The sequence below is a fragment of the Planobispora rosea genome, from assembly GCF_014648175.1.
Taxonomy (GTDB): Bacteria; Actinomycetota; Actinomycetes; order Streptosporangiales; family Streptosporangiaceae; genus Planobispora; species Planobispora rosea.
Map to the genome: position 1 here is coordinate 50,115 of NZ_BMQP01000004.1, position 12,653 is coordinate 62,767.

Consider the following 12,653-nt stretch of genomic DNA (forward strand, 5'->3'; position numbering starts at 1 on the left):
CAGGGGTGTGCGGGGGGCGGTATCCGTACTGCTACTCATCTCCCGCCCGGCCGTCCGGCCCGCGGGCGCCGTCAGCGGGAGGCGGTCGCGGCCGTGGCGGCGTTGACGATGCCGCGGCCGTAGAAGCCGTTGCGGGACTTCTTGCCCTCGCAGGTGTGGGTCTCCCCGTCCTCGCCCATGCGGTAGACGTACGCCCTGGGCGAGGGGCAGGCCGTGGCCGTGGCGGTGGCGTAGAGCAGGCGCTCGACGTCGGCGGGAGGCATGGTGACGCCGTCGGCGGAGGGGGTGCCGAAGCGGCCGATGAGGATGGCGGCGACGCCGGTGGCGTGCGGGGCGGCCATGGAGGTGCCGGCGAGGTACTGGTAGTAGGCGCAGGTGCCGTCGCGGCAGTCGCGGACGACCTCGGGGCTTGCGGGGGTGCCGTCGGAGCCGAGGAGGTTCTGCTTGCGCAGGACGTGCTCGGGGGCGGCGGCGAGGATGGTCCGGGTGACGTCGGGTTCGCCGGGGCCGTCGAGTTCGTCGCCGCCGGGTGCCGCGAGGTCGGTCTGCTCGATGCCGTAGTCGGAGAAGTAGGACTTGCGCTTGCTGGGGCCGACCGCGGAGACGGAGATGACGCCCTCGGACTCGGCGGGGACGTTGAGGCAGGAGTTGTCGATCGTGCGGGTGCGTTCGGACTCGAGCGGGTAGTCGGGGCTGCTGGTGTCGGTCCTGGGTCTGCCGAGGTCGGTGGAGCCGTTGCCGATGGCGCTGATCAGGGTGACGCCGTGGTCGCGGGCGTAGTCGAGGGCGCGCTGCATGCCGGTGACGATGCCGCGCTGTTCGAGCTGCTCGGCTCTGGAGTCGTCGGGGTTGGCGGTGCAGTTGAACAGCCAGGGATCGACGTAGTAGCTCATGTTGACGACGTCGATTCCGTTGTCCGCGGCGTAGGTGAGGGCGTCGAGGCTGGGCTTGAGGAAGAACAGGCCGGAGTCCTGTCCCGCGCGGAGGTTGACGAGGGTCACCTTGGGGGCGACTCCGGCGATGCCGAGCCAGTTGAGGGGGGAGGCGATGGTGCTGGCCACGTGGGTGCCGTGGCCGTCGTCGTCCCAGTCGGCGGGGTCCTTGCAGTTCTTGAACTCGCAGGGCCCGTCGAGTTCGGCGCCGTTGGGGTCCTCGGGCCGGTCGGTGACGAAGTTGCGGCTGCGGGCGGCGTCGAAGTTGGGGGCGATGTCGGGGTGTTTGCCGTCGATTCCGGTGTCGATGACGCCGACGAGCACTCTGCGGTCGCCCGGTGCGGTGGCGTGGGAGCCGTCGGCGGTGGCGCCGATCATCTTCATGTCCCACTGGCGTGCGGCGAGGGGGTCGGCGCCGCCCTTCTTCCCGAGGAGGGCGTTGCCGTCGGGGAAGGCTGCGGCGCTCGCCCGGGTCGCGGCCCGCGTCGTGGCCGCGGGCCGTACGGTGGCCGCCGCGGGCCGCGGGCCGGCGGTGGAGGCGGTGGAGGCGGCGGTGGTGGTGCCGATCCTGCGGTCGGAGGAGATTCCGGCGACGGCGTCGCTGGCGGCGAGGGTTTCGACGAACCGGGCGCCGGGACCCTTCGCGACGATGTAGCGGAGTTTGGGCTCGGTGGACAGGGTGGTCCCGCCGCCGTCGGTGATCGCCCGCAGTGCCCGGTCGTGGGCTCCGTCGGCGTAGAAGACGAGGTAGTCGCGGAGCGGTGCGGCGGCCGTCGTCGTGGCGGTGACAGTGGCGGTGGCGGCGGCAGTGGCAGTGGCGGAGCCCGGGGCTCCCGCGACCAGGAGGGCGGCGAGTGTGGCCGCCGCCATGCCTGCGAGGCGGCGTCCGCGTGCGCGCTTCATCGACTCTCCCCCTGTGGAACCAAGGAGCAGCATCTTTCAGCCATACAGCCGACAAAGCAACTTGAACATTACCTGAATAGATATTTCCGACATGGAATGGACACGGAACGCCGTACGGCGAGAGCCCGCTCCCGCCCTCGGCGCCGCGCGGACGCGGAGGGCGGGAACGGGCTCTCGTACCGCTCAGACCAGCGGGCGGGCGGTCGGCGGGATCGCGACCGGCAGGGCGGTCTCACCGGACAGGTAACGGTCGGCGGCCGCGGCGGCCGAGCGGCCCTCGGCGATCGCCCAGACGATCAGCGACTGGCCCCGGCCCATGTCACCGGCGACGAACACGCCCTCCACCGCCGACTGGTAGCCCTTGTCCCGGGCGACGTTGCCGCGGGCGTCGTAGAAGCCCTCGCCGCCCTCGGCGGCCAGGTCCGACAGGAGCGCGCCCTTCTCCGGGCCGACGAAGCCCATGGACAGGGTGACCAGCTCGGCCGGGATCTCCCGCTCGGTGCCGGGGATCGGCTTGAAGCCGCTCTGCGGGCCCTCGACCTCGACCAGGCGCAGCGCGCGGACGTTGCCGTCGGCGTCGCCGACGAACTCGGTGGTGGAGACCGCGTAGACCCGGTCGCCGCCACCGTCGGCCAGCTCCTCGTGGGCGCTCTCCATCTTGAACAGGATGGGGAACGTGGGCCACGGCTGGCTGCCGGGGCGGGCGGCCGGCGGCTGCGGCATGATCTCCAGCTGGGTCACCGAGGCGGCGCCCTGGCGGATGGCGGTGCCGATGCAGTCGGCGCCGGTGTCACCGCCGCCGATGACGACCACGTGCTTGCCCTCGGCCGAGATCGGGGACTCGGCGAAGTCGCCCTCCTGGACCTTGTTGGCCAGCGGGAGGTACTCCATCGCCTGGTAGACGCCCTTCAGGTCGCGCCCGGCGACGGGCAGGTCCCGCCACTGGGTGGCGCCGCCGGCGAGCACCACCGCGTCGAACTCCTCGCGGAGCCGGGCGGCGGTGATGTCCACGCCGACGTCGACGCCGGTGCGGAACTCGGTGCCCTCGGCCCGCATCTGATCGAGCCTGCGGTCGATGTGCCGCTTCTCCATCTTGAACTCGGGGATGCCGTAGCGGAGCAGGCCGCCGATGCGGTCGGCCCGCTCGAAGACCACCACGTCGTGCCCGGCGCGGGTGAGCTGCTGGGCGGCGGCCAGGCCCGCGGGGCCGGAGCCGACGACGGCGACGCGCCTGCCGGTCTTGACCGCGGGGACCTGCGGGGTGACCCAGCCCTCGTCGAAGGCGCGGTCGATGATCTCGACCTCGACCCGCTTGATGGCGACGGGGTCGGAGTTGATGCCGAGGACGCACGCCGCCTCACACGGAGCCGGGCACAGGCGGCCGGTGAACTCCGGGAAGTTGTTGGTGGCGTGCAGCCGCTCGATGGCCTCGCGCCAGTCGTCGCGGTAGACCAGGTCGTTCCACTCGGGGATGAGGTTGCCGAGCGGGCAGCCGTTGTGGCAGAACGGGATGCCGCAGTCCATGCAGCGAGACGCCTGCCTGGCCAGCTTCGGGGCGGGGAAGTCCTCGTAGACCTCCCGCCAGTCGCGGATGCGCACGTCCACCGGGCGGCGCGCCGGCAGCTCGCGCCCGTGGTTCAGGAAACCCTTCGGGTCAGCCATCGGTGTTACCCCCCTTATCCCTGGAATCCAGCACAGTCGGTCACGATGACCCTTCTCACGGCCGTCACCCCTGAACCGCAGCGGTCATGACCGCCTCGTCGATGTCCCGGCCCTCCAGGCGCGCAGTCTCGGCCGCGAGCAGGACCCGCTTGTAGTCGGTCGGCATGATCTTGCTGAAGCGGGCCGGGTCCCAGTCGGCGAGCAGAGCCTTGGCGACCGTGGAGCCGGTCTCGGCCAGGTGCCGCTCGACGATCTCCCGGAGCTCGTCGGCGTCGGCGTCGCTCAGGGCCTCGATCTCGACCATCTCGCGGTTGACGCGGGCGGGGTCGAGGTCGAGCAGGTAGGCGACGCCGCCGGACATGCCGGCCGCGAAGTTGCGGCCGGTGGGGCCGAGGACGACGACCTTGCCGCCGGTCATGTACTCGCAGCCGTGGTCGCCGACGCCCTCGACGACAGCGGTGGCGCCGGAGTTGCGGACGCAGAAGCGCTCGCCCATGACGCCGCGGACGAACACCTCGCCGGAGGTGGCGCCGTACAGGGCGACGTTGCCGGCGATGATGTGGCCGTCGAGGGGCGCCGCGTCGTGCGGCTGGACGGTGATCCGGCCGCCGGACAGGCCCTTGCCGAGGTAGTCGTTGGCGTCGCCGGTCAGGCGCAGCGTGATGCCCCTGGGCACGAAGGCGCCGAAGGAGTTGCCCGCCGAGCCGGTGAAGCGGATGTCGATGGTGTTGTCGGGCAGACCGGCGCCGCCGTACCGCTTGGTCACCTCGTGGCCGAGCATGGTGCCGACCGTGCGGTTGACGTTGCGGATGGGCAGCTCCAGGGTGACCCGGCGGCCCTCGTTGAGGGCGCCCTCGGCGAGCTGGATCAGGGTGTTGTCCAGTGCCGCCGCCAGGCCGTGGTCCTGCTCGACCGTGCGGCGCAGCGCGGCGCCCTCGGGCAGCTCCGGCCGGTGCAGGATGGGCGACAGGTCGAGACCCGCGGCCTTCCAGTGGTTCTCGGCCGAGGTGGTGTCGAGCAGCTCGACGTGGCCGATGGCCTCGTCGAGGGAGCGGAAGCCCAGCTGGGCGAGGTACTCGCGGACCTCCTCGGCGATGAACTCGAAGAAGTTGACCACGAACTCGGGCTTGCCGGTGAAGCGCTTGCGCAGCTCGGGGTTCTGGGTGGCGACGCCGACCGGGCAGGTGTCCAGGTGGCACACGCGCATCATGACGCAGCCGGAGACCACCAGCGGGGCGGTGGCGAAGCCGTACTCCTCGGCGCCCAGCAGGGCGGCGATGACGACGTCGCGGCCGGTCTTGAGCTGGCCGTCGACCTGGACGACGATCCGGTCGCGCAGGCCGTTGAGCAGCAGCGTCTGCTGGGTCTCGGCCAGGCCGAGCTCCCAGGGGGCGCCGGCGTGCTTGAGGGAGGTCAGCGGGGAGGCGCCGGTGCCGCCGTCGTGGCCGGAGATGAGCACGACGTCGGCGTGGGCCTTGCTGACGCCCGCCGCGACCGTGCCGACGCCGACCTCGGCCACGAGCTTGACGTGCACGCGGGAGACGGGGTTGGCGTTCTTCAGGTCGTGGATGAGCTGGGCGAGGTCCTCGATGGAGTAGATGTCGTGGTGCGGCGGCGGCGAGATGAGGCCGACGCCGGGGGTGGAGTGCCGGGTCTTGGCCACCCACGGGTAGACCTTGTGACCGGGCAGCTGGCCGCCCTCGCCGGGCTTGGCGCCCTGGGCCATCTTGATCTGCAGGTCGTCGGCGTTGACGAGGTACTCGCTGGTGACGCCGAAACGGCCGGAGGCGACCTGCTTGATCGCGGAGCGGCGGGCCGGGTCGTAGAGGCGCTCGGGGTCCTCGCCGCCCTCACCGGTGTTGGACTTGCCGCCCAGCCGGTTCATGGCGATGGCGAGGGTCTCGTGGGCCTCGCGGGAGATGGAGCCGTAGGACATGGCTCCGGTGGAGAACCGCTTGACGATCTCGCTGACCGGCTCGACCTCGTCGATCGGGACCGGCGGGCGCTCGCCGTCGCGCAGGCGGAACAGGCCGCGCAGCGTCATCAGCTTCTCCGCCTGGGAGTCCACGAGGTCCGTGTACTCCTTGAAGATCTCGTAGCGGCGGGTGCGGGTGGCGTGCTGGAGCTTGAAGACCGTCTCGGGGTTGAACAGGTGCGGCTCGCCCTCGCGGCGCCACTGGTACTCGCCGCCGACCTCCAGGCGGCGATGGGCCCGGGAGCCGGCGACGCGGGGGTAGGCGCGGCGGTGCCGTTCGGCGGTCTCGCGCGCCAGGACGTCGAAGCCGACGCCGCCCAGGCGGGAGGTGGTCCCGGCGAAGCAGGTGTCGATGACCTCCTGGCCGAGTCCGAGCGCCTCGAAGATCTGCGCGCCGGTGTAGGAGGCGACGGTGGACACGCCCATCTTGGACATGACCTTCAGGACGCCCTTGCCGTACGCCTTGATGAGGTTGCGCACGGCCTTGTGCCGGTCGACGGCGAGGGCGCCGGAGTCGACGAGGTCCTCGACGGTCTCGATGGCGAGGTAGGGGTTGACCGCGCCGGCGCCGTACCCGATGAGCAGGGCCATGTGGTGGCACTCGCGGGCGTCGCCGGCCTCGATGACCAGGCCGACGCGGGTGCGGGTCTTCTCGGCGATGAGGTGGTGGTGGACCGCGCCGGTGAGCAGCAGCGACGGGATGGGGGCGAGCGTCTCGGAGGAGCCGCGGTCGGACAGCACGATGATGCGCGCGCCGTCGCGGATCGCCTGGGACACCTCGGCCCGGATCTCCTCCAGCCGGCGGAGCAGGGCCTCGCCGCTGCCCTCGACCTCGTACAGGCCGGAGACGACGTGCGGCTGGAAGCCGGGGAGGGCGCCCTCGTCGTTGATGTGGATGATCTTGGCGAGCTCGTCGTTGTCGATCACCGGGTACGGCAGGACCAGCTGGCGGCAGGAGGCCGGGCCCGGGTCGAGCAGGTTGCCCTCGGGGCCGAGCGTGCTGGCCAGGGAGGTGACGAGCTCCTCGCGGATGGCGTCCAGCGGCGGGTTGGTGACCTGCGCGAACAGCTGGCTGAAGTAGTCGAACAGCAGCCGGGGCTTCTCGCTGAGCACGGCGACGGGGGTGTCGGTGCCCATCGAGCCGATCGGCTCGATGCCGGTCTTCGCCATCGGGCTGAGGATGACGCGCAGCTCTTCCTCGGTGTAGCCGAAGGTCTGCTGCCGCTTGACGAGCGCCTCGCGGGTGTCGCCCTCGACGCCGTCGGGCTGCACGCCGCGGGTGCGGGCGGGCAGTTCCTCGAAGCGGACCAGGCCGGCGTGGAGCCACTCCTCGTAGGGGAGTTCGGCGGCGAGCTCGGACTTGATCTCGTCGTCCTCGATGATCTTGCCGCGGGCGGTGTCGATCAGGAACATCCGGCCGGGCTGCAGGCGGCCCTTGCGGACCACGCGCGCCGGGTCGATGTCGAGGACGCCGGCCTCGGAGCCGAGGACGACGAGGCCGTCGTCGGTGACCCAGAAGCGGCCCGGGCGCAGGCCGTTGCGGTCGAGGACCGCGCCGACGAGGGTGCCGTCGGAGAAGGTGATCGAGGCGGGGCCGTCCCAGGCCTCCATGAGGGAGGCGTGGAACTCGTAGAAGGCCCGCCGCGCGGGGTCCATCTCGGTGTGGTTCTCCCACGCCTCGGGGATCATCATCAGCACCGCGTGCGGCAGCGAGCGGCCGGCGAGGTGGAGCAGCTCCAGCGCCTCGTCGAAGGAGCCCGTGTCGGAGCTGTCGGGGTTGCAGATCGGGAACAGGCGCGACAGGTCGCCGGGGATGTTCGCGGTCTGCAGCATGGCCTCGCGGGCGCGCATCCAGTTGCGGTTGCCCTTGACCGTGTTGATCTCGCCGTTGTGGGCGATGTAGCGGTACGGGTGCGCCAGCGGCCACGACGGGAAGGTGTTGGTGGAGAAGCGCGAGTGGACCAGCGCGATCGCGGTGTCGTAACGCTCGTCGCTCAGGTCGGGGAAGAACGGCTCGACCTGGCCGGGGGTGAGCATGCCCTTGTAGACGATCGTCCGGGACGACAGCGAGGGGAAGTAGACGTCCGCCTCGTGCTCGGCGCGCTTGCGCAGGCAGAAGGCCAGCCGGTCCAGGGCCAGGCCGGACTCGCCGCCCGGGGAGGAGACGAACAGCTGGCGGAAGAACGGCATCACGGCGCGGGCGCTCGGGCCGGGCAGGTCGGGGGTGACGGGGACGTCGCGCCAGCCCAGGACGGTCAGGCCCTCTTCGGCGGCGATGCCCTCGATCAGCCGCTCGGCGGCGGCGCGGGCCTGCGGGTCGGCCGGGAGGAAGGCGGCGCCGGCGGCGTAGTGACCGGCCGCGGGCAGCTCGAAGGGCACGACCGCGCGCAGGAAGGCGTCGGGGATCTGCGTCAGGATCCCGGCGCCGTCGCCGGTGTCCGGTTCGCTACCCTGGGCCCCCCGGTGATCGAGATTGCACAGTGCCGTCAGGGCCTTCACGACGATGTCATGACTGCGTCGTCCGGCCACGTCGGCGACCATGGAGACACCGCAGGCGTCATGCTCGTGCGAAGGGTGGTACAGGCCCTGGGGCTCGGGAAAGCCGAGGCGGGCAGCAGGCATTGAATCCCTCCCGTCGTCTTCTTCTGCTTCGTCTGGACAAGCAAAGGGACGACGTTGGCCCTGCTGCGTGGTGTGTAGAGATTACCGTACCCCGCCGGATACCTGCCTACCCGGTCCATCTATCGACCTTTTCACCCTGATCCAGCCGTTTGGCCAACACCGCATCCGGTCCGGCCATTCCCCTCAGAGGGCTCAGGGTGTATCGTGCGGCCTCCATCGCGACGAAGATCTTCTGGGGATCTCCTGTGGATCTTCCGGGGATCTTCCCGGCGGAATGCCCGGGTGGTCGCGGCGGGGACGGGCGTGGGACACACCCTAGGGTTGTGCTCATGAACGGGATCGAGGAGCTGCTGGAGCAGGCCGGGGTGGACGGCAGGCGGCTGCGGCTGGCGCTGGCCCTGCTGGGTGACGGGCGCTGGTGGACACTGGCCGACCTGGTCCGGGAGACCGCGACGTCGCGGCGGGCCGTCGAGGCCCTGCTCCGGGTGGCCGAGCCGGAGCGCTCCGGCGACCGGTTCCGGCTCCGCGCCTCGCCGGACGGCCCGGCGGACACGGCCGACCTGGGGAGTCTGACCGCCGCGGGGGCGCGGGGTCCGGCCGACCCGGTGGCGCATCTGCTCCCCCGGCACGCCGGGATCCTCGCCCGGATGGAGGAGCTGGTCGCCAAGGCTCCCCGGGGCCGCCAGGCGCTGGACCACGTGGCCGCGACCGCCGAGACCGTGGTCCGGCGGGCCCTGCTGATGGAGACCCGGTTCTGGCTGCCCGGGTCCCGGCTGCTGTGCGTGGGCGACCACGACCTGACCTCGCTGGCGACGGCGATGCTGCAGCCGCGCGCGGAGGTGGCCGTGGTGGACATCGACGAGCGCATCCTCGCCTACATCGCCGAGCAGGCCGACCGGTACGGGCTGGACATCCGTACCCGCTGGGCCGACCTGCGCCTGGGGCTGCCCGCCTCGGTCCAGGGCTGGGCCGATCTGGCGATCACCGACCCGCCGTACACGCCGGAGGGCGTCGGCCTGTTCACCGCCCGCGCGGTGGAGGGGCTCGGGGACCGCGAGCGGGGCCGGATCCTGCTGGCGTACGGCGCCGGCGAGCACACCCCGGCGCTGGCGTTGAAGGTCCAGCAGGCGTTGTCGGCGCTCAACCTCGTCAACGAGGCGATCTACCCGGACTTCAACCGCTACCACGGCGCCGAGGCCATCGGCTCGGCCGCCGACCTGTACGTCCTGCGCCCCACCACCAAGACCTGGCCCGCCGTCGCCGCCCGCGTCGACGCCCTCAGCACCGCCATCTACACCCACGGCCCCCAGTCCGTCGAGTCCCGCCCCGCGCCGGACGGCGCCCTCGCCGCGCCCGGTGCGGTGCCGGAGACCGGAGCCGGGGCGATGGGCGGGTTCAGCCCGGCGGTGCTGGTGGGCGAGTGGCCGCGGGACGTGCTGCCGAAGGTTCCCCGGGCGCGCCTGGCGACCTGGCTCGCCAAGCCGTACGCCACCGACCCGGCCCAGGTCGCGATCACCGTGCCGGCCGGCCTGGAGGCCGCGCTCCCCCGCCTGCTGCTGGCCACCCGCGCCCGCCGCGTCCGGGTGCTCCTGGCCGCGCCGCCCAGGGACCTGCCCACCGCGCTGCTCGCCCCCGTCTACGAGCTGTCCGCCGACGGTCCCGCGGTGCACGCCGTACGGCGCCCGCTCCCGGAGACGGACGGGGAGCGGATCCTGCGCCGCATCCTCGACAACGCCCACGGCAAGCTCGCCAACACCTGGCGTGAGGCCCTGATCAGGGTCAGGGGCGACCTGACGAAGCGGCAGGCCAGGTCGATCATCGCGGAGACCGCCCCCTGGTCCGGGGACGTCACCGTTCTGGAGCTGCCCGCCCACCGGCTGGCCGACCTCGCCACCGCGGTGGCGAGATCCCTCGAAGCCCCCGCCCCCGAACAGGCGTGACGCGCGACCGGCCGGCACCTCACGCCCCCGCCCCATAAGGGACTGATGGCGAAATACTGGGGCAAATACCCCTTGGGGTGGCGCAGAAAGGACGGGGGCATGCCGAACATCCTGGTCGTCGAGGACGACACCGACATCCGCGACCTGATCGTCCTGCAGCTGCGGCAGGACGGCCATCAGGTGCGTACGGCCTCCAGCGGCCCGGAGGCGCTGGCCGCCATCGAGCGGCAGCCCCCGGATGTGGTGATACTGGACTGGGGGCTGCCCTACCTGTCCGGACCGCAGGTGTGCCGCCGGGTGCGGGCCATGCCGGAGGCCGGACGGGTCAAGGTGCTGATGCTGACCGTCCAGGTCACGGACACCGACATGGTCGAGGGCATGGCCTCCGGAGCGGACGTCTTCATGACCAAGCCCTTCGACATCCACGAGTTGCGGGAACGCGTCGGGAGCCTGGCCCTGCAGTCCGGCGGCGCGGGCCGGGGCCCGGTGGCCGGAGACTCCGGGATGCCCTGAGCGGCGGGGAGACCCGAGGCCCCGGCGGGCTCAGGGACTCCGGGGCGGCCGGGGAATCCGGGGGTCGGGGACGTCCGCGGCGGGCAGCGTGAAATGGAACCGCGAGCCTCCTCCCGGGTTGTCCTCCACCCCGATCCCGCCGCCGTGCCGCTCGACGATGTGCTTGCAGATGGCCAGGCCGAGCCCGCTGCCGCCGTGAGGACCTCCCGGATGGGCCCGGTGGAACCTCTCGAAGATCATTTCGTGCTGCCCCGGGGGGATGCCGATGCCCCGGTCGGCGACCTCGACCCGGACCCACCCCGGCCGATCCGCCGCGGAGGTGACGGTGATCTCCGGCCGCTCCCCCTCGGCGGTGTACTTCACCGCGTTCCCGATCAGGTTGTCCAGGAGCTGGCGCAGGAGCGCCCGGTCGGCCCGGACCGCGTCCAGCTCGCCGATGTGGAACACCGGGGCCCGTCCGTCGTCCTGGCCCGCCGAATGGTCACCGCGGGCCGCGGCGACCTCCCGCGTGATCGGCCCGAGGTCGATCGGGACGGGTTCGATGGGCGCGTCCCGCGCGGTGGTGTGCGCCAGCAGGTCCTGGATCAGCTCCCGCATCCGGGACGAGGCCTGCCGGATGCGGGTGACGCACTCGCCCACTCCGGCCGTGCCGTCGTCCCCGGCCGCCTGGCTCCCGGCACCGGCCAGGACCTGTGTCCAGCCGTCGATCGTGGTCAGCGGGTTGAGCAGGTCATGGGCCACGACACCGGCGAAGGCCGCCAGTTCGTCGCGGTGCCGCCGTTCCTCGGTGACGTCGTGGAAGACCACGACCGCCGCCCGCTCGTCCGGCAGCCGGGTGGCGCTGACGCTGAGCATGCGGTTCCCGGCCCGGCCGGGCCCGTGCACCAGCACGTCCATGCCGCGGACCTCGTGACCGGCCAGGGCCAGCATGTACGGCAGCTGCTCCCTGCCGATGGGCGTGCCGTCGGGGTGGGACAGGTCGTAGGCGTCGACGGTGTCCGGCGGGCCGGTGGGATCGAGCATCCGGTGGGCGGCCGGGTTCCGCATGACGAAACGCCCCTCGGCGTCGATGACGGCCAGCCCGTCGTGCATCGACTCGACGATCGCCGACAACGTCTCCGCCTGCGCGGACGCCTCCCGCTCCGCCGCCGCCAGCCGCCGCGCCAGCGCCTCGCGCTCGTCCCGGTTGAGCGCCAGCGCCAGGCCGATCACGGCGACCATCCCGACGAAGACCTGCGCCACGAGCACCCGGGCGGTGGGATCGGCGATCAGGGCGAACGGGCCCGTGCCGTACAGGGTGAAGACGATGGCGGCGGTTCCCAGGACGAAGTCGTGCACGGTCACGAAGGTGGTGCTGAACCGGACGGCGGCCCAGACCGTCACCGTCACCAGCAGGAACGCCAGGGGCAGGTCGTGCATGAGCCGGAACGTCACGGCGTACGCCACCACCGACACCGTCAGCAGGAGGAAGAGCTCCGCGATCCTCCGGCCCGGCACGCGCCCCAGCGCGTCCCGGACCGCCCGCCGGCCGGGCCGCGGCCGGTCGCGGGGCCGCGGCGCGCGCAGCCGCCCCAGGCGCAGGCAGAGCGCGGTGATCATCACGATGCTCACGAGGTTGCGCGCCATCCACACCGTGCCGCCCAGCGACGACCACTGGCCGGTGACCGTCCCCAGCGCGGCGGAGCCGACCAGCGCGCCGAGCAGCGCGCCGGCGAGCGAGGCCGCCAGCAGCCCCCACAGATGCCGCACCCGGTCGAAGCTCCCCAGTCCCGGGGCGTTCCACAGGTCGGGGCACAACCGGGCGAAGACCCGCAGGAACACCAGCGACTGTCCCAGGTTCGCCGCGGTGAAAGCGGCGCTGAGCCACGGAGAGGCCCCGGTCATCAGGTTGACCGTGAAAGCGGCCGCCGCCAGCATCAGCGCGTCCAGCCACCTGGACCGTTCGTGCCGCTGCACCAGCAACCACACCGTCCCCACGCCGGCCGCCGGCCACATCAGCCCCAGGACCGTCCCGCCGACCATGTCCAGACGCCCGACCACCAGCGCCGCGCCGTACAGCAGGGTGAACGCCACCGTACGGCGCAGCACCGCGCCGCCCGGCGTCAC

6 protein-coding genes are annotated in these 12,653 nt (G+C 72.3%); 2 read left to right on the top strand and 4 right to left on the bottom strand.

Annotation, left to right across the window (positions count from 1 at the left end):
- Window positions 1-71: 71 nt before the first annotated feature.
- The 3 genes from IEZ08_RS04990 to gltB all read right to left on the bottom strand — a co-directional run bounded on the left by IEZ08_RS04990 (window position 72) and on the right by gltB (window position 8,094).
- Window positions 72-1,835 (bottom strand): S8 family peptidase, encoded by a 1,764-nt coding sequence (locus tag IEZ08_RS04990; protein ID WP_189241756.1) that lies wholly within the window; start codon window positions 1,833-1,835, stop codon window positions 72-74.
- Between the two features lie 183 nt (window positions 1,836-2,018).
- Window positions 2,019-3,497 carry a glutamate synthase subunit beta gene (locus tag IEZ08_RS04995; protein WP_068922762.1) on the bottom strand — a complete coding sequence of 493 codons (1,479 nt, stop codon included), beginning with the start codon at window positions 3,495-3,497 and terminating at the stop codon, window positions 2,019-2,021.
- A gap of 64 nt (window positions 3,498-3,561) precedes the next feature.
- On the bottom strand, window positions 3,562-8,094 hold the full coding sequence (gene gltB, locus IEZ08_RS05000; protein ID WP_189241757.1) for a glutamate synthase large subunit: 4,533 nt from the start codon (window positions 8,092-8,094) through the stop codon (window positions 3,562-3,564).
- Between the two features lie 329 nt (window positions 8,095-8,423).
- Here gltB and IEZ08_RS05005 point away from each other — a divergent pair, with 329 nt between their 5' ends.
- Window positions 8,424-10,034, top strand: a complete 1,611-nt coding sequence (locus tag IEZ08_RS05005; RefSeq protein WP_189241758.1) for a bis-aminopropyl spermidine synthase family protein — start codon at window positions 8,424-8,426, stop codon at window positions 10,032-10,034.
- A gap of 99 nt (window positions 10,035-10,133) precedes the next feature.
- A complete protein-coding gene (locus tag IEZ08_RS05010) occupies window positions 10,134-10,547 on the top strand; it encodes a response regulator transcription factor (protein WP_068922759.1) in 414 nt (137 codons plus the stop codon).
- A gap of 30 nt (window positions 10,548-10,577) precedes the next feature.
- Here the strand turns inward: IEZ08_RS05010 and IEZ08_RS05015 are convergent, their stop codons facing one another.
- On the bottom strand, window positions 10,578-12,653 hold the full coding sequence (locus IEZ08_RS05015) for a sensor histidine kinase (protein WP_189241759.1): 2,076 nt from the start codon (window positions 12,651-12,653) through the stop codon (window positions 10,578-10,580).

Bases quoted from the DNA above. Each gene is read 5' to 3' on its own strand.
- gltB (WP_189241757.1), bottom strand. From the start codon at position 8,094: ATGCCTGCTGCCCGCCTCGGCTTTCCCGAGCCCCAGGGCCTGTACCAC.
- IEZ08_RS04995 (WP_068922762.1), bottom strand. From the start codon at position 3,497: ATGGCTGACCCGAAGGGTTTCCTGAACCACGGGCGCGAGCTGCCGGCG.
- IEZ08_RS05005 (WP_189241758.1), top strand. From the start codon at position 8,424: ATGAACGGGATCGAGGAGCTGCTGGAGCAGGCCGGGGTGGACGGCAGG.
- IEZ08_RS05010 (WP_068922759.1), top strand. From the start codon at position 10,134: ATGCCGAACATCCTGGTCGTCGAGGACGACACCGACATCCGCGACCTG.
- IEZ08_RS04990 (WP_189241756.1), bottom strand. From the start codon at position 1,835: ATGAAGCGCGCACGCGGACGCCGCCTCGCAGGCATGGCGGCGGCCACA.